We start from the raw sequence: 17819 nt of genomic DNA, 5'->3' as shown, positions 1-17819 counted from the left end.
ATGTTGAAATTTTCGGCTCACGAGCACCCGTATCCCTCGCAACGCCAGAGTGTCTTTGCCCGTCGCGGCATGGTGGCGGCTTCCCAGCCCCTGGCCGCACAAGCGGGTATCGAGATCATGCAAAAAGGCGGCAATGCCATCGATGCCGCCATCGCCACGGCGGCGGCGCTGACGGTGGTCGAACCCACCGGCTGCGGAATCGGCGGCGACGCCTTCGCCCTGGTCTGGAGCCAGGGCCAACTGCACGGCCTCAATGGCAACGGCCACGCGCCGGCGGCCCTGAGCATCGAAGCGGTCAAGGCCGCCGGCCATGGGCAGATGCCGCTCTATGGCTGGACGCCCGTGACCGTGCCGGGATGCCCATCGGCCTGGGCCGAGCTGTCGCAGCGTTTCGGCAAATTGCCTTTTGCCGAGTTGCTACAACCGGCGATCAGCTTGGCGCGAGGCGGCTTTGCGCTGTCGCCGGTGGTTGCCCATCAATGGCAGGCGGCTCTGGACGAGTTCACGCCCCATCGCGACCCGGTGCTGCAGGCATGGTTCGAAACGTTCCTGATCGACGGCCGCGCGCCGCGGGCCGGGGAGGTGTTCTGCAACCCGGCCCAGGCCCGGACCCTTGAAGAACTCGCCGCCACCCGCTGCGAAAGCCTCTATCGCGGTGCCCTGGCCGAGCGCCTGGATGCCCATTCCCGTGCCAGCGGTGGCTACTTGCGCAGCGCGGACCTCAAGGACTATCGCGCCCAGTGGGTCGAGCCGATCCACGTCAATTATCGAGGCGTCGATGTCTGGGAAATCCCACCGAGCGGGCAGGGCCTGGTGGCCTTGATGGCGCTGAAGTTGCTCGAAGGGTTCCGTTTCGATCACCGTGACAGCCAACAGACCTGGCACCGCCAGCTCGAAGCGATGAAGTTGGCCTACAGCGATGGTTTGCACTACATCACTGACCCTGCGCACATGCGCGTGGCCGTGGCAGACTTGCTCAGCGATGACTACAGCGCCCGACGCCGCGCGCAGATCGGCGAACAGGCGCAGCCACCCGCGCCGGGCGATCCCCACGCCAGCGGCACGGTGTACCTGGCAACCGCCGATGCCGAAGGCAACATGGTCTCGTTCATCCAGAGCAACTACCACGGCTTCGGCTCCGGGGTGGTGCTGCCCGACAGTGGCATTGCCCTGCAGAATCGCGGGCAGGAATTCAGCCTCGATCCGGCGCATGCCAACTGCCTGGTCCCAGGCAAGAAAACCTTCCATACCATCATCCCCGGCTTCCTCACCCACAATGGCCAGGCCCTTGGCCCCTTTGGCGTCATGGGCGGCTACATGCAACCCCAGGGGCATGTGCAGATGGTCATGAACCTGGTGGATTTCGGCTTGAACCCGCAGGCGGCCCTGGACGCGCCACGCTGGCAATGGCTGGGCGGGATGAACGTGGGCATCGAGCACGGCGCGTCAGCGGATCTGGTCAACGCCCTGGCCCGGCGGGGTCATCAGGTGCAGGTCAGCAGCGACCTGACCCACTATGGGCGCGGCCAGATCATCCTTCGCGACCCGGTCAGTGGCGTGTTGTGTGGCGGGACCGAGCCTCGGGCGGATTCGCATATTGCGGTCTGGTGATGACGGCCGCTTCAGCGCACCCGCTCGCGGCTTTGCACCGCCAGGTCCAGCGCCTTCTGCATGTCCAGCCGCGCTGAACGGCCGACGTCCCGGTCGTTGAGCTGGTAGCGGCGCTCCGATGGCAGGATGGGGGCGGTGAGGTCTTCCGCGTCCATCCTTTCGAAGTCGTGATTGTCACCGATGGTCATGGCGCTGCGGCGCAGCAGCATGCGCAATTGCTCGGGCTGCAACTGCGGATTGATGGACAGCATCGCCGCCAGCAGGCTGGCGACCATCGGCGTGGCGTAGGAGGTGCCGCAATGCACGGCGCCTTCCTCGCCAGCGCGGGCGGTCGAGGCGTGGGCGCAGGCGGCCGCGGTGATGTCGACGCGCATGTCGATGTTCGAAGAGCTGCGCTTGACCGCGTAGCCGGGGTCGTCCACGGCCACGTCCTCGCGCTCGCTGCGTTGATGCCCGCCGACCACCAGCAGTTGTTCGGTGATGAAGGAGGAGGGCAGGCGATATTCATCGGTGCCCGAGAACGACGAGCCGTTGCCGGCGGAGTTCACCACCACCACGTCGGGGTGTTCCTTGCGCAGCCACAGGAAGAACTCTTCCAACAGTTCCTCGTAGCCGCCCATGGCAATGCCCGAGCGCAGCAGGGAATCCACGTCATCGCCCTTGACGTCCTTGGCGCCGACGCGGTGGATGCCCCAGCTCCAGTTGAGCACGCGCACGCCGTCTTCCACCAGGTTGACCGAGGCGGCGATGTTGGCGGTGATCCCGGCATCGGAGTTGCGCTCGACGATGACCTCGAAGCCCCCACTGGCCTTGTCCAGGCCGCGCAGGAAACCGCTGTTGCCGCCGTCGTTCCAGCGCGCCGCGAGGATGCCGGCGACGGTGGTGCCATGGTTGTCCGGCTTGTCTGCGTCACGCGCGTAGACGCAGGTGCGCGGCAGCGTGCACGGCCCGACGTAGTCGGCGAAATCGGCGGTGTCGAAGTCGACGTCGCGCTCGATCAGGCCGATGCGCACCGGTTGCGCCGGGATCGGCGCCTGGCGCCCGGGGATGCGGCGCTGATAGTAATTCACCGCGTCGAGGAAGCGATTGGCGGCCCATTCATCGGAGTCCGGCGAGGGCTTGCCGGGTTCCTCGGGGCGAGCCGGTGCCTGCTCGGCCTCTTCGGCGGCGGACTCCTCGACGACCACCGCATCGACACTGGTCTCGCTGCCCAAGCGCAGCACCAGGGCATCACGCTGGACCAGGTCCTTGGCCGGCAGGCGAAGCTGGTACAGGTTCAGTGGGGCGATGCGCCCGACCACCGTCGCCCCGTACTTGCGGGCCAGGCGCTCGGCTTCCTGGCGGCCATCGTGATCTTCTTCGATCAGCACGCTGACCAGGTCGACGTAGGTGGTCAAGCCATCCATATTCTTCGCCACTTCACCCGGTCCGGCGGCCAGCACATGGCTGTCGCGCAGGCTCAGCCAGGCGGCGTTGCTGTGGCGCGAACCGTCTTCCAGCCACAGCGGGCCGCTCTGGTATCCGCGGCTGGCCAAGCTTAACCGCAGGGCGTTGCCCTCACGCCGGACCACGTCCGTAGGGAGTGCCTTTGCCCCCAGATGCAGTGTCGGAACGGCTTCGCCCAGCCCTCGCACGGTCAGGCACCAATCCTGGCGCTGATCGTCCAGCAGGTCGCCGCAGCGCTTGAGGCCCTCCAGGCGCAGCGGCTCCTGTGCCGCGCTCGCGCAGTGGCTCGCCAGGACAAACAAGGCCGCGAGGGCGGCGGAACGCAGGGGCATGGGGTGATTTTCCTTGAGAAGGGGCCTGATTGCTCCGACTGCCGGATTCACCGTAACGTTCCTTGGCGCCGTCAGCGGCAGAACTTCTCGATTGCCCACGCAACATCCCTGTGGCACCGCTCGCTGAGCGCACCGGGGTGTTGATCGAACATATGCGGCACGCCGGGGTACACATGGAGTTCCACGGCTACGCCGTCGCGCGACAGCTTCAGCGCGAACGCTACGTCTTCCTCCAGGAACAGGTCCAGCGCGCCGACGCAGATGAACGTCGGTGGCAACCCCGTCAGGTCCTGCGCCAGGGCGGGAGAGAACAGCGGCACGCGTTCATCGTCCAGGGCATAGGCGCCGCGCAGGCATTGCCAGCAGAACTGGTTGGCCTCCGGCCGCCAGCTCAATTGCCTGGTGGTGGGGTTGGCGACAGGGGCGCAGGGTGAGCCTGTTCGGTGGTCGAGCATCGGGTAGACGAGCACCAGGCCGGCAATGGCGATCAGGCCGCTGTCCCGCGCGGAGATGGCCAGGGCAGCGGCCAGGCCGCCGCCGGCACTGTGGCCCATGATGAGCACTCTATTGATGTCCAGGCCCAGGGTTTCACTGTTGCGAGCCATCCAGTCGAGGGCTGTGTGTCCGTCCTGCAGAGCGGCCGGGAACGGATGCTCCGGCGCGAGCCGATAATCCACCGCCACGATCACTACCTGCTGTGCGTTGGCGAGGTCGGCCAGGTAATCGTCCGCCATCTCGGGGCAGCCCAGTACGAAGCCGCCGCCATGCAAGTAAAGAAGGCTTGCCAGCGGCTGACCTTCAGGCGCTGCGTCGGGCCGGTACAGGCGCAAGCGGACGCCTGGCGTCGCTGGCGTGTCCATTGTCCACCGGACTTCACCGCGGGCATCGTGGGGCGATTTGTAACCGCTGCCAACCCGGCGCCGGATGTCGGGCAGGGTGGCGAGCGTCCAGTCACTGGGCGTTTCTTCGAGAAACACTCGATACGCTGGGTCAAGCAATGCTGCCGCATCCATTCGTGTCTCCTGGCGGAGCAGGGGCCGTAGCCCCTGCGATTTGAGTATCTACAGCCAGCTTTTGATCTGCGCGCAGACTGCCTGGGTCGAGATGCCGTAGCGGTCGTGGAGTGTTGGAAGTGCGCCGGCATCAAGGAACGCATCGGGCAGCGCGATCTGTCTGAACGTTGGCGTGACACCGTTGCGCAGCAGCACGGTCGCCACCGCCTCGCCCAGGCCGCCGATCACCGAGTGGTTCTCGGCCGTGACCACCAGGCGCCCCGGCTTACGAGCCTCGGCGAGCAGGGTCTGCTCGTCCAGCGGCTTGATGGTCGGGACGTGAAGCACGGCGACGTCGACACCGTCGGCCTGGAGCTTCTGCGCCGCTTCCAGCGAGCGCATGGTCATCAGGCCGGTGGAAATGATCAGCACGTCCTTGCCGGTGCGCAGGGTCTTGGCCTTGCCGATCTCGAAGGTGTAGCCGTACTCGTCGAGCACCAGTGGCACGTTTCCGCGCAACAGGCGCATGTACACCGGCCCGTTGTGCGCGGCGATGGCCGGCACCGCCTGTTCGATTTCGAGCGCGTCGCAAGGGTCGATGACCATCAGGTTCGGCATGGCGCGAAAGATCGCCAGGTCATCGGTGGCCTGGTGGCTTGGCCCGTAGCCGGTGGTCAGCCCGGGCAAGCCGCAGACGATCTTGACGTTGAGGTTTTCTTCGGCGATGGCCATGCAAATGAAGTCATAGGCACGGCGTGAGGCGAACACGGCGTAGGTGGTGGCGAACGGCACGCAACCTTCGCGGGCCATGCCGGCGGCGGCGCTCATCAGCAGCTGTTCGGCCATGCCCATCTGGTAGAACCGCTCCGGATGGGCCTTGGCGAAGATGTGCAGGTCGGTGTACTTCGACAGGTCGGCCGACAGCCCGACGATGTCCGAACGCTGCTCGGCCAGTGCGGCCAGGGCATGGCCGAAGGGGGCGGAGCGGGTCGCCTGGCCTTCGGCGGCGATCGAGGCGATCATGGCCGATGTCGTCAGGCGCTTCTTGCCGTTCGCGGGGGTGTTCACACTGCTCATACGGTTCTCCCGACCTTCAGATTGTTCAATGCCAGATCCCATTCGTTTTCGTCGACACGGATGAAGTGGGTCTTTTCACGTGTTTCGAGGAAGTCCACGCCCTTGCCCATCTTGGTGTCACAGATGATCACCCGGGGTTGGGCCCCTGGATGTCGGCGGGCGGCGTCGAAAGCAGTGACCAGCGCGGCGATGTCGTTGCCATCCACCCGTTGGGTGAACCAGCCAAATGCCTGCCAGCGGTCGACGATCGGTTCGAACGCCAGCACTTCGCTGGAATGACCGTCAGCCTGCTGGTTGTTGACATCGATGATCGCGATCAGGTTGTCGAGCTTCCAGTGCGAGGCCGACATCGCGGCTTCCCAGGTCGAGCCTTCATTGAGTTCGCCGTCGGACAGCAAGTTGTAGACGAACGCGTCGGATACCTTGCGCTTGAGCCCAAGACAGGCGCCCACGGCGATGCCCAGGCCATGGCCGAGGGAGCCGCCGGTGATTTCCATGCCCGGGGTGTACGCCGCCATGCCCGACATCGGCAGGCGGCTGTCGTCCGAGCCGTAGGTTTCCAGCTCGTCGAGGGGGATCACGCCAGCCTCGATCAGGGCCGCGTACAACGCAATCGCGTAGTGCCCGATCGACAGGTAGAAACGGTCGCGCTGCTCCCATTCAGGGTTCTGCGGCTGGTAACGCAGGGCATGGAAGTAGGACACGGCCAGCAGGTCGGCCGCCCCCAGCGCCTGGCCGACATAGCCCTGGCCTTGGACCTGGCCCATGCGCAGCGCATGACGGCGGATGTTGTGGGCGCGATCAGCCAGGGCCGATAACGATGTGGACGGTGCGGTTACAGTCATGATGACGACTCCGATAACTTAACGATTGACCGAGGCGGCGGGGATGCGCAGGACCAGGCAGGCGCCGAGGCACAACACCCCGGTGATCAGGTACATGCCGATGGCGCTGGAGCCCGTTGTGGTGGTGATCCAGCCGATCAGGTACGGCGAGCAGAAACCCGCCAGGTTGGCGAAGCTGTTGATGCCGGCGATGCCGGCCGCGGCGGACACCCCGCCGAGCAGCGTGGTCGGCAGCATCCAGAACAGTGACGAGGCCGATAGCACGCCGGCTGCCGCGAGGCACAGGCTCAGGATCGAGAGCACTAGGTTGGTGCCGAGCAGGGCGGCCAGCGCCAGGCCTATGGCGCCGGCGATCATGGGGGCCACCAGGTGCCAGCGACGCTCGCGGTGCTTGTCGCCGCTGCGGCCCATCAGCAGCATGGCGACGATTGCGCACAGGTAGGGCAGGCTGGTCAGCAGGCCGATGTGCAAGGGATCGGAGACCCCGGCGTTGCGGACCAGCGTCGGTAGCCAGAAGGTGATCGCGTACTGCCCCATGACGACGCAGAAGTAGATCCCGGCGAGCAACCACAGGCGCCGATCGCGGATGAATTCCCGTGGCGAGGCATGGGTGACCTTGCAGCGGTTGTCCTCGGCGAGCTCCTGAGTGACCAGCGCTTTTTCATCATCGGTCAGCCAGGTGGCCTGATGCACCCCATCTTTCAGGTAGGACAGCACCAGCAAGCCGACGACGACGGTCGGAATGGCTTCGATGACAAACATCCATTGCCAGCCGCTCCAGCCATGGAAACCGGCGAACTGGTTCATGATCCAGCCGGACAGCGGGCCGCCGATCATGCCTGACAGCGGAATGGCGATGAACCACAGGACCGTCATCCTGGCGCGCCGATAGGACGGAAACCAATAGGTCAGGTACAGCAACAGACCCGGCGCCAGGCCTGCTTCGGCCACCCCCAGCAGAAAGCGCAAGGCATAGAACTGCCAGGCGGTCTCGACGAAGGCGAAGAGGGCGGAGATGATCCCCCAGGAGATCATGATCCGGGCGATCCAGCGGCGGGCGCCGACCTTGTGGAGAATCAGGTTGCTGGGCACTTCGCAGAGAAAATAGCCCAGGAAGAACATGCCGGCGCCCAGGCCATACACGGTTTCACTGAGGGCCAGGTCATTCATCATCTGGAGTTTGGCGAACCCCACATTGACCCGGTCCAGGTAGGCGCACAGATAGCACAGCATCAGGAACGGCATCAGGCGCCAGGCCGTCTTGCGGTAGGCAGTGGAGCGCACGGTCGAGACCGCGTCGAGCGTCAGGGTGGTGATCATGATGGTCCGATCTCTTGTTTTTATAGACCGCCGGGCGTGATCGCCGGCGTGTCATCGATCCAGAACAGCGCAGGCCGTTGCCGACCTGCTCACGTGTCATCAGTGAATCAGCATGCCGCCGTTGACATCCAGCGTAATGCCTGTGAGGTAGGAGGAGAGGTCGCTGGCGAGGAACAGCGCGGCGTTGGCCACATCCTGGGCGGCACCCAGGCGTCCCAGCGGGATACCTTCGATGATCGCGTGACGCCGCTCATCCTGCATCAGGCCACCGGTGATGTCGGTGTGGATCAGGCCGGGGGCAATCGAGTTCACCCGGATCCCGTCCGGCCCGAATTCCCGGGCCATGGCTTTGCCCAGGCCCAATACGCCGGCCTTGGCGGCGCTGTAATGAGGGCCGCCGAAAATGCCGCCCCCGCGCTGCGCCGATACCGAGGACATGCACACGATGCTGCCCGACGATCGCGCCCGCATGCCTGGAATGACTGCCTGGGACATCAACAGCGTGCCACGCAGGCTGACGTCGAGCACTTTGTCGTAGTCGCCGGGGCGAATGTCCAGTGTCTTGATGGGTTGGGTGATGCCTGCGTTGTTGACCAGCACGTCGATGCGGCCGAAATGTTCGAGAACCTGGGCGACGGCCTGCTTGACCTGGGTTTCGTCGGCGACGTTGGCAGCCAGGCCCAGATGACCTTCGCCCAGGGACGCCGCGGCGTCACGTGCGGCGGACTCATCCAGGTCCAGGATCACCACGCGCGCCCCTTGTCGGGCGAAGGTCACGGCGGTGGCCCGACCGATGCCACGTTCCGATGCGGCGCCGGTGATGATTGCGATTTTGCCTTGAAGCAGCATGAGCGGTTCCTCTGATTGTTTTTATGGTTCGATAGGTGATCGATGATTCAGAGTGTTCCGACCCAGGGCCACGAGCAATAACGCAAACTTCACTGGTAGGTGAAGAAAATTCACCTCTCGTCAAACCGCGCCGTGGATGTTTGAATGCAGGTGGCCCCTGAAACCACAATAAATATGCGCGGAGCCTCTATGCGCGATGACGATAATGCGCCAGCGAACCTGCCACCGTTGAGAGCTATTCAGGCCTTCGAGCAAACTGCTCGCTTTGGCAACCTGGCCAGGGCGGCCGAAGTGCTGGACCTGACGCCCTCGGCCATCAGTCACCAGTTGGCGAAACTGGAGGCGATGATAGGCCGCCAGCTCTTCGTTCGCGCCGCCCGTGGCGTCACGCTGACCCCGGTGGGCGAGCAGTACCTCAAAGACATCTCTGGGCTGTTGCACAGCCTGGAAGTTGCGACAGAACGGGCCTCCAGCGACATCAGCCTCGACTGCCTCAGGCTGCATTCCGCACCCAGTTTCGGCTTGCTCTGGCTGATGCCGCGCCTGGAGGCGTTTCGCCTGAGCCATCCGGATATCCAGATCAACCTGTCCTGCTCGTACGAGTCGCTGCACTTCAGCCGGGACAAGATCGACGTCGATATCCGCCATGGCCAGCCCAATTGGCCGAGCTACGAAGTTCGCACCGTGCGCAACGAGACTTTTGCGGTCCTGGCGTCTCCCGCGTTGCTCGCCCGGCACCGCATCGTCAGCGCGACGGACCTGCTGGAAAAAGACTTGATCCTTTCCGAGGCCACACTGCTCAAGTGGCCGGAGTGGTTCGCCCAGCACGGTCTGTCACGCCCGGAAAAGCCCTACGCGTTGAGCTTCGACCGGTCGTACATGACGTTGGAAGCCGCGAGCCATGGCCTGGGCTTTGCCCTGGAAAGCACGCTGCTGGCCCAGAAGTACCTGGCCAGCGGGTCACTGGTCGAGGTCGCGCCGCAGACCCTGAGCGCGCCGGTGGCGGCGCATCACCTGGTGTTTCCCAAGGCGCACTCGGGGTTTCCCAGGGTCAGGCGCTTCCTGGAGTGGATGGAGAGTGAGCTGGGGCATGGCTTTGTGTTCTGAGCGGGGGTGAGGATTCACTCGCTGTCGGATGTGTGCGTGGCCTCGATGGCGCCTTCGCGAGCAAGCTCGCTCCCACAGGACACCACTCCTCTTTGTGGGAGCGAGCTTGCTCGCGAAAGCGGCCCCTGATCCAACCCCTTTGCACCTGCCCGCCACCACAAGCCCGTCGTTGCGCGCGGCGCATCACTGTGTTGCCCGAAGCACGGATTCTCCTGATGCACGCCGATCTTTAGCCTGGATGACACTTCCTTATCTTGACGAGGTGTCATCATGCTCACGGGCAATCCAGCGGCTACGGCCCCTGCCAAAACGAGTGCTTCGCTGTCCGGCCTGATGGTCGCGTTCCTGGCATTCTGCTGCGGCGCGGTCGTGGCCAATCTTTACTATGCGCAGCCGATCGTCGAGCTGATCGCGCCGCAGATCGGCCTGTCCAGTGCCAAGGCGAGCCTGATCGTGTCGCTCACGCAGTTCGGCTACGCCCTGGGACTGTTGTTCCTGGTGCCGCTGGCCGACCTTCTGGAAAACCGGCGTCTGGTGGTGGGGCTTACACTGGCGGCGGGTGTCAGCCTGTTGTTGGCCGGGCTGTCCCAGACGCCCTCGATGTTCCTGGTTTTTTCGCTGTTGATCGGCCTGACCTCGGTGGCCGTGCAGATCCTCGTGCCATTGGCGGCGCATCTGGCGCCGGAGGCCAGCCGTGGTCGCGTGGTGGGCAACATCATGAGCGGCCTGCTGCTGGGGATCCTCCTGTCGCGGCCGCTGTCGAGCCTGCTGGTCGAAGCGTTCGGCTGGCGTGGGGTATTTTTCAGCGCGGCGGCCTTGATGGCGCTTATCGCATCGGTCACGGCCGTGGCTTTGCCACGCCGGGAACCCACTCATCGGGCCAGTTATGCGGCGTTGATCGGTTCGGTACTGGCTTTGGCGCGGCGGCATGCGGTCTTGCGTGAGCGCTCGCTGTACCAAGGGTTGTTGTTCGCCAGCTTCAGCCTGTTCTGGACCATCGCCCCCATCGAATTGATGCGCAACCACGGCTTCGACCAGACCCAGGTCGCGCTGTTTGCCTTGGTGGGCGCAGTGGGCGCGATCGCAGCGCCCATCGCCGGGCGCCTGGCCGATGCCGGCCACGGTCGCAAGGGCACGCGGGTGGCGCTGTTACTGGCACCGATTTCCTTGCTGATCGCGGCATTGCCCGGCCACGGCTATGTTGGCTTGGTGGCGTGCGCCGTGCTGCTGGATTTCGCCGTGCAACTGAGCATGGTACTGGGGCAACGCGAGGTATACGCCCTCGACCCCCACAGCCGGGCGCGGCTCAATGCGGTGTACATGACCAGCATCTTCGTGGGGGGTGCCTTGGGCTCGCTGGTCGCCAGTCCACTCTACGAGCAATTTGGCTGGACCGTCTCGGCCCTCGCGGTGGCCGTGATTCCAGCTCTGGCGCTGGTGCTGTTCTTGGCGCGCGGGGTCCACGCGGCGCCAGTGGCCCACGGCCAATAGTGTGGTGACGCACCGTGCGGCAAGACGGCGGGCCAACGGTGATGCACAATCGGCACCGTTCGTTCTTGATCGGAAGCCATTCATGGACAAGTTGCTGGCCCTGAAGATGTTTGTCGAGACCGTGCGCTGCGGCGGTTACTCCTCGGCGGCGCGCAAACTTGGCATCGCCACTTCGTCGGTCACCCGCCAGGTCGCGGGGTTGGAACAGGCGCTGGGGGCCAGCCTGCTCAACCGGACGACCCGCCACATCAGCGTCACGACTGCCGGGCAGGCCTATTTCGAAAAAGCCGTGGCGATTCTGGAAGCCATGGATGAAGCCGATGCCTTCGTCGCCGACCGGGGAAACGAGGCCAAGGGGGCGCTGCGAGTCAGCGTGCCGGTGGAATTCGGTCGTCGCATCATCGCACCGCACTTGAGCCGTTTGCTGGAGCGCCATCCAGGCCTGGAGATCAGCCTGTCGCTGAACGACCAGGTGGGCGATCTGTTGAGCGAGCAGATCGACGTGTCGGTGCGCTTGGGGTCGACGGTTGTCAGCGAAGAGATCGTCAGCAAACGGCTCGGCGGCTTCCAACGCTGGGTGCTGGCAAGCCCCAGTTACCTGCAGCGCCATGGCGTACCCGCTCATCCCCACGACTTGCTTGAACATCAATGCCTGCGCTTCGATTATGGCGGCACCCACCCGCAATGGACGTTCCGGGCCAGCGGTGAAACCCTCTCGCTGAATGTGCGGGGACGCTTGCACAGCAACAACGCCGATATCCTGCGCGAGGCCGCTATTGCCGGCGGCGGCGTGACGCTGCTGGCCGACTGGCTGGTGCGCGAGGATGTCGCCCAAGGCCGATTGATCCGGCTGCTGGAGCAATACGAGGTCAATCCGGGCAGTGCCAGCACCTGCATCAACGCGTTGTACCTGCCCAATCATCGTGGTTCGAGCCGCATCAACGTGTTCATCGGGTTTCTCCAGGAGATTCTGGCCGCGGCGTGAAAGCGGCCCGCGCAGCCATGCCTTGGGCGTTAGCGCAATAACTGCCGTTGTCGTCGCGCCGGTGCACTGGTGGGGAACAGCACCTCGGTCGGTCGATAGCGGGCGATGCCACAGGCCGCCGCCAGGCGCTGGCGTTGCTGGCCGTGGACAAGGGCTTTGCGGTAACTGTTTTCGCTCTGGGGCAAGCCCAGCGTGTAGCCGATGCCCGGTTGGAACTCGCTTTCATGGGCCTGCCACCAGGCGGCGACTGACGGCGGATCGGGCCACGGCAAGTCTTCGTCGGGGTCCATGGCGACCTGTGGGTCTGCCGGGTCGTCGTTGGGGCCTGCATCGAAATCCGGCGGGTCCCGCCGCTCCAGATCGAGCAGCCCCAGATCAGCGCCGGTGATCAGGCTGAAAGCCTCGCCAGCCAGGCGGGCGCAGGGCGGCTCGCTCATTTGCTGGATCAGCCACGGCACGCTGACCGGGTCACCCAGCAAGCCCAGGGCCTGGAGGCCGATGCGCTGTTGTGCAGGGTTCTGCAGCACCTGGCGGATCCAGGCAATGCTGAGGTCGCGCGGCTGCCAGACCAACAACACACACAGCGCGCGGTACTGGTACTCCCCCGGTTGCTCGGCGAACGGGCGCAGGCTTTCCAAGGCTTGTTCATCGCCCATCTGCGCGCAGGCCCACTGGCTCCAGAAACGCACGCCTGCATCCGGATGCCGGCGATGGGCCTGAAGCATTGGCAGCAGGTCACGCCGACGCAACTCGCCGGCCGTTCGAGCGGCGCGCGCCAGGACACTGGGTTCAGCCTGGGCCAGCTCGCTTGGCAGGGCCTGGCCAGGGTCGCGACGATGCATTCCGCAGGCAGCCAGGCCGAGGCGTCGGAACAACGGTTCGGAGGAGGCGAGCATGCGGTCGATCCAGGGCGAGACACACGCCCAGTCCAGCCAGCCCAAAGCCATCAGGTAGCCACGCTCCGTTTCCGCGGCGCCTCGCACCTGCTCGCTGAGTCGTGACAACACCTTCGCATTGGCCGACTGGAAGGCCAGCACCACACAGGCGAACAGTTCACCGACCGAGTGTGGACCCAACTGGGCCAGCAACACCTCCAGTCCCTCCGGACCGGCGATGCGCAGCCCATCGAGATGGGCGTCGATCCGTTCGTCCAGGTTGCCGAGGTCATCGAGATCGTAGTGGGGCGCACGCACGGCGTAGTCGTGCAGGAGAATGAGAAAGCAGGCCTCTTCGGCGTGTTGTTCGATCATTGTTGAGATGGAGGCCATGACGTCTCTGTCTTGCGCGTGTCTGCTTCCAGCGTAGACGTCAGCCAGCCGCTTGGGAGCCTGCTAGGGCAGCGGGTGGCCAAAGAAATAGCGCTTACCCACCTCAAAGGGCTGGGGCGATGCAAGGTAGCGATCCAGGATGGCCGCGGCATTGAGCGGCTGAAAGTCGCCGTTCCTGGCGTAGAAGCTGGAACAGTCGACACCGCTGTACACTTCGAACTTGCGTCTCCAGACGAGGAAGTTGCTCCAGTCGATCCACGTCTCGGTGTCACCAGGCATCAGCGCCTTTCGCATCAGCCAGGCTTGTTTGTTCAGGTCGATGGGCTCGCCGCCGGAAATCGAACACCGGTCGCTGCCATAAGCGTTCTGCAGTTCGCGCAGGCGTGCGTCGACCGCATCTTTGTATTGGCTGTCGCTCAAGCCGCTGTCAAAGAATTCGGGTTCGTTTTCGACAGGGTCCAGCAGGTTGGTCAGGTTGGCCTCCACGGCCGCCCGGTCGGCCCGCCGCGGCAGCGTTCGCCACGCCTCGACCATGAACGGGATCAGCCACAGCACTCCCGACCACTGGGCCGCCAGGCACGCCTCGATGCGAAGGTACGGTGGGGCTTCGAGCATGAGTTCGGCGAGGAACTCCAGGTCGCTGTCCAGGCCGGCATCGGCGGTCAGGCCAAGGCAGGCCGAGACCAGTGTTGGCGCGCAATCCTTGTCCAGGATCCATTGGCGCAGGTGTGACACATGGCTGTAATCGCCACGCTTGGCACTCTCCAGGATCGAAGCCAGCGCCAGCCACGGGTCATCGCTGCGCCACCCCTCAGGTGACAATACTTGCGCCGGGACGGGGCCGGCGTAGTGGTATCCGCGCCCCTTCCAATAGAAGCAGTCCTGAAGGAAGTCCGGTCTCTGGGTGTACGTGTAGATGCTGGCTTTCATCATGCGGGCCTTGGGAAACTGTTGATGCGCGCCTCTTGGAGCGTACTCAACTCGCCTTCGAGTTTCTCGCACTTCTTGCCCGTGGGCGCAAGGTTTCCTTGCCCCGCCGGACACCCCCCGGCGGCCTTGGGCACCCTGTGCGCCACAGGCTCTCCCTGGCCCACGCCTTTCCACTCCATGTAGGCTGGCCGGTTTATCGTCCAGTCCGTCTCGATGTTACTTTTCTCCCGCTTGCTGGTGACGTAGTACTTGTTGCATCCACTGGGTTTTTTCCCGGCAGGAGGCAGCAGGTGCCGGCACTGGGGGTTGGCCCGGACCTTGGCGAGGAGGGCGGCGTTCCCGGGGTTCTGGGCCGTGCCATAGAATTGTTCCTCCGACATGAATTCACCGTTCGCTTGGGCCTTGGAATGCGCCGTGCCGCCGCAGCATTCACATTTGTGTTTGCCCGCCACCTTGGCGTCTTGCTGGACCGGGGCGTACTTGGCGGTATTGACCATCGGCACTGCCGCATTGGCCGCCGGGCTGGCGTGGTTCGAGGTGGTGAGGTCGGTGTGCCGGTCGACGTTCTGGCCTTCGAACAGCACGTCCATCGACCATGAAATAAAGTAGGTCTTGCCGGTGATGACGTGGGTGATGACACCGGCGCCCTGGCTTCTTGTCGCCGGTTCGTCACCCAGCGGTGAAGTTTTGTAGAACGAAAGGTTTTTCAGCATCACCTCCTTGTTCTTGATCTTGACCGTGCGGCTGCCTTTCTTCATGTCCTTGGAAAATGAAGTGTCCGGGTAGGGGACCGGAATGGGGCCTGCCGGCGGCGGCGGAGGGGTCAGGCAGACATCCGGAAATGCCGCGATGACTTTGCCATCGCCTGCCTTGCAGGCAATCTCATCGCCGTTTGCGTAGACCTCGCAGCTCATGAGGCACCCCCTGATTGACGTGGGTCACGCACGACTGCAACGGCCCGTGCGCCTTGCAAGGCGCTGGTCAAGCAGATCGCGGTGCTGCCTGGTGCATAGCCCTTGCGCAACGCTTGGTCGGCGAGGATCAACTGGGCGATGCCGGCCACCGCTCCGGTGTCGCCCATGGCCTGCGCCCAGTGCCAGAGAGGCTGGTTCTCTTTTCTCACCGTGCGCCACAGCCGGGCTTCCATCAGGGGGATTTCCTTGAACCCGTATTGCTCCCCCGTGGCATCGGACAGGCGCAGGTCAATCTGGTGCAGTCCCAGGTTCGACTGTGCCAGCGCAGCCCGCGCGGCCTCGGCCAGGCCCTCTGCCCGAAAGGGCTTGCACGACAGCAAAGGTGCCTGTTCCTGGCCAAATCCCAGGCCACAGATTTGCAGGCAGGTGTCCGCTTGCCGGCGGGCCTGGACCAGCACGGCCGCGGCGGCTTCGCCTGGAAACAGCCCGTCCACGTGAGTGCTGGTCTTCAACCGGCGATGTTGGTCCAGCCACTGCAGTGTCGATGCGTTGAGCAGCGAGTCGACTCCGCCCACCACGCAAGCGGGGACGCCCGCTTCGAAGATCAAGCGACTGGCTTCATGCAGGGCGCGCAGGCCGGCCACATGGCCGCACGGGATGACTTTCGACAGGCCGGGGTGCAACTGTATGCCCAGCCGCGTGGCGAGATCCTGAAGAATGGTCTGGGCCAATGCCCTGATATCGACACCCGGACGTTCGGGTTCAGCCAGGCACAGGAGCAAGGGCACCTCCTTGAAGTCCTGTGTTGGCGCGTTCTGTATCAGTTCGGCGAGCGCCTGCATAAAGAGTTTGGACAGGCGCGGCGAGGCCGGCAAATCCAGGTCCAGGGTGGGCACCGCCGCGCCGATGATGGGCTCGCCGTCGTTGTCCAGGAACGGCAGTTCCGAAAGCGCTGAAAGGCCTGCGCGCCTGGCGGCACAGGCACTGGCAACGCACAGGCCCACCGGGCTGACCATGCCCGTGCCGGTGATGAACAGGGGCGGCGTCATAGGGTGTGTTCCGAAGGCGGATAGGCTTCTTTCGTCCAGGCAATGAGCTGATCCAGTGACTCGAAGTGTTGCTTGCCCCGCATGCGTTCTTCGTAGGCCTTGGCCTGTTCGAACTGACGGGCTGTCTGCCCGACGATGACGCGGGCGACCTCCCTGATGTTGCGCCCAAGCGGCGATGACGCTCGCCACGTCAGGGTGAATCGCCTGGCGTCAGGTTCGAGAATGACTGTGTCGACGACGGCTGCGCTTTCCCGGGTGCTGCCATCGTGCAGGAGGATCAGCATCGGCAGTTTCAAATGGGCCGGAAGCCTGAATGCCGAGCGGCCCTTGTCGTCAAGGTTGAGCAGCGCCACCTGCTCACCCCCTTGCGGGTAGTCCATTTGCTGGTCTTGCGGCGCACTCTGGAAGTAGCGCACGTCAAAATCCTCCGGCAGAAACGGAAACTGCTGATCGAGCCATTTCTGATCGTACGTGCCGGCCCATTGGACCCGCTGCCGCCAGGCCCGTCCCACGGGACCCAACGCCATCGGTTTGTAATGACCGTCGGGCGCAGTCACGGGCTGGTCCAGCTCTTCGGTAGTGGGCAGCGGCAGGCCATTGAGCTGCGTGGGATCGGCGCCGGGGTGGTAGCCGACCCCCACCGGGTTCCACGGGTACCACGAGTGCTTCGTCGGGTCTACCGCCGTCCGGTCCACGCCGCCAAAGGCCTGGGCATAGGTGATCGGCATCCTGGTGAATGGAAGCGGCCTGCCGACCGCGTAGGAGAAGGCGCCCGCTTCATAAATGCGTGGCCCGACCACTTTGAAGGCCTTGACCAGCGAGCCGATCTTCATGGCAACGTTCACATCGGTGGCCGGCACGCCATCAGGGGCGTGGCAATGCCCATTGAGCAAGACATCGCAGCGTGGCTTGTAAAGGGCAAAGTCGTTTTCGTAAGACGCCGCTGACTCCCCGGGGTCGCCGGGGAACACATCGGCCGTGACCAGCAGCACCTGCTCGTCCAGCAGCCGGGGCTCGTGCACGGGATGCACGGGGATGCCATAGGTGCCTTTCGCGACCATGACCAGCCACTCGCGGCCGGTCTTGTCGGTTGCGCTCGTGTAGCCACTGGCCAGGCGGGTCTTGTTTATCCATTCCATGGCATGACGGTCTCAGTTGATCTGGACGGAACCGCCCTTGATACGGTTCACACCGGTGGAGCGGCTGGACAGGTAGGCTCCTCGGATCAGCACCTTGCCTTCGCGGGTGAGGGTGATGCTGGCCTTGCCACAGCGCAGGACGATTTCCCGTTCGGCGATGAACTCCATGCGCTCGCCGTCCAGTTGGGCCACCGGCGGCACGCTGGTTGGCGGCGAACGCTGGATGCGACCGATCACCAGTGGTCGCGCCGGGTCGCCCGCCTCGAACATCAGTGCGAGCTGCACGCCAATGTCTTCGCGGCACAGCGGTGTGGTGCTGCGCGCGGCGAGGCCTGTGTCATTGGGGCAACCGGGAAAGCCCACCACCGGGGCGTCGGCGCTGGGCACGTCCAGCAGCACACCGATGACGACACCGTCCAGGCGCGTGTCCTTGCAGGCGGGAAGAGGCTGTGAAACGGTCATGG

The 17819-nt window shown here is 64.6% G+C and carries 16 protein-coding genes; 4 read left to right on the top strand and 12 right to left on the bottom strand.

All coding sequences use genetic code 11. The features are described from left to right. Entirely contained in the window at positions 1 to 1611 is a 1611-nt protein-coding gene (locus VM99_21715; protein AKK00558.1) for a gamma-glutamyltransferase, read from the top strand. An 11-nt stretch (positions 1612 to 1622) separates the two neighbouring features. On the opposite strand, the gene VM99_21710 is transcribed toward VM99_21715, so the two are convergent. The 6 genes from VM99_21710 to VM99_21685 all read right to left on the bottom strand — a co-directional run bounded on the left by VM99_21710 (position 1623) and on the right by VM99_21685 (position 8472). Continuing rightward, positions 1623 to 3389: a peptidase S8 and S53 subtilisin kexin sedolisin gene (locus tag VM99_21710; protein AKK00557.1), complete on the bottom strand. Its 1767-nt coding sequence runs from the start codon at positions 3387 to 3389 to the stop codon at positions 1623 to 1625. 71 nt (positions 3390 to 3460) lie between these two features. Next, a complete protein-coding gene (locus VM99_21705) occupies positions 3461 to 4402 on the bottom strand; it encodes a lipase (GenBank protein AKK00556.1) in 942 nt (313 codons plus the stop codon). Positions 4403 to 4450: 48 nt separating this feature from the next. Next, on the bottom strand, positions 4451 to 5458 hold the full coding sequence (locus VM99_21700) for a transketolase (protein ID AKK00555.1): 1008 nt from the start codon (positions 5456 to 5458) through the stop codon (positions 4451 to 4453). Then, positions 5455 to 6303: a transketolase gene (locus VM99_21695; protein AKK00554.1), complete on the bottom strand. Its 849-nt coding sequence runs from the start codon at positions 6301 to 6303 to the stop codon at positions 5455 to 5457. The genes VM99_21700 and VM99_21695 overlap by 4 nt, the downstream gene beginning before the upstream one ends. A gap of 18 nt (positions 6304 to 6321) precedes the next feature. Continuing rightward, positions 6322 to 7623, bottom strand: coding sequence for an MFS transporter permease (locus tag VM99_21690; GenBank protein ID AKK00553.1), 1302 nt, complete (start codon positions 7621 to 7623; stop codon positions 6322 to 6324). A 99-nt stretch (positions 7624 to 7722) separates the two neighbouring features. Next, positions 7723 to 8472 (bottom strand): short-chain dehydrogenase, encoded by a 750-nt coding sequence (locus tag VM99_21685; GenBank protein ID AKK00552.1) that lies wholly within the window; start codon positions 8470 to 8472, stop codon positions 7723 to 7725. 189 nt (positions 8473 to 8661) lie between these two features. On the opposite strand from VM99_21685, the gene VM99_21680 reads away from it, so the two are divergent. From VM99_21680 to VM99_21670, 3 genes are all read left to right on the top strand, one after another. Further along, positions 8662 to 9579 carry a LysR family transcriptional regulator gene (locus VM99_21680; protein ID AKK00551.1) on the top strand — a complete coding sequence of 306 codons (918 nt, stop codon included), beginning with the start codon at positions 8662 to 8664 and terminating at the stop codon, positions 9577 to 9579. Positions 9580 to 9849: 270 nt separating this feature from the next. Then, the gene (locus tag VM99_21675; protein ID AKK00550.1) at positions 9850 to 11070 is read left to right on the top strand and encodes an MFS transporter; all 1221 of its coding nucleotides are present in this window, start codon (positions 9850 to 9852) and stop codon (positions 11068 to 11070) included. An 82-nt stretch (positions 11071 to 11152) separates the two neighbouring features. After that, positions 11153 to 12055 carry a LysR family transcriptional regulator gene (locus tag VM99_21670; protein ID AKK00549.1) on the top strand — a complete coding sequence of 301 codons (903 nt, stop codon included), beginning with the start codon at positions 11153 to 11155 and terminating at the stop codon, positions 12053 to 12055. Positions 12056 to 12084: 29 nt separating this feature from the next. On the opposite strand, the gene VM99_21665 is transcribed toward VM99_21670, so the two are convergent. The 6 genes from VM99_21665 to VM99_21640 form a co-directional block, all read right to left on the bottom strand. Then, entirely contained in the window at positions 12085 to 13323 is a 1239-nt protein-coding gene (locus VM99_21665; GenBank protein AKK00548.1) for a hypothetical protein, read from the bottom strand. A 63-nt stretch (positions 13324 to 13386) separates the two neighbouring features. After that, positions 13387 to 14145, bottom strand: a complete 759-nt coding sequence (locus tag VM99_21660) for a hypothetical protein (protein ID AKK01825.1) — start codon at positions 14143 to 14145, stop codon at positions 13387 to 13389. Positions 14146 to 14252: 107 nt separating this feature from the next. Beyond that, positions 14253 to 15167, bottom strand: coding sequence for a hypothetical protein (locus tag VM99_21655; GenBank protein AKK00547.1), 915 nt, complete (start codon positions 15165 to 15167; stop codon positions 14253 to 14255). Beyond that, positions 15164 to 16216 (bottom strand): 3-oxoacyl-ACP synthase, encoded by a 1053-nt coding sequence (locus VM99_21650; protein AKK00546.1) that lies wholly within the window; start codon positions 16214 to 16216, stop codon positions 15164 to 15166. Before VM99_21650 ends, VM99_21655 begins: the two co-directional genes overlap by 4 nt. After that, positions 16213 to 17355, bottom strand: coding sequence for a hypothetical protein (locus VM99_21645; GenBank protein AKK00545.1), 1143 nt, complete (start codon positions 17353 to 17355; stop codon positions 16213 to 16215). Before VM99_21645 ends, VM99_21650 begins: the two co-directional genes overlap by 4 nt. Before the next feature lie 12 nt (positions 17356 to 17367). Beyond that, on the bottom strand, positions 17368 to 17817 hold the full coding sequence (locus tag VM99_21640) for a hypothetical protein (GenBank protein AKK00544.1): 450 nt from the start codon (positions 17815 to 17817) through the stop codon (positions 17368 to 17370). Between the last annotated feature and the right edge of the window lie 2 nt (positions 17818 to 17819).

The organism is Pseudomonas chlororaphis (assembly GCA_001023535.1).
GTDB classification, from domain to species: domain Bacteria; phylum Pseudomonadota; class Gammaproteobacteria; order Pseudomonadales; family Pseudomonadaceae; genus Aquipseudomonas; species Aquipseudomonas chlororaphis_E.
This window is presented reverse-complemented; position numbering and strand designations above follow the sequence as displayed.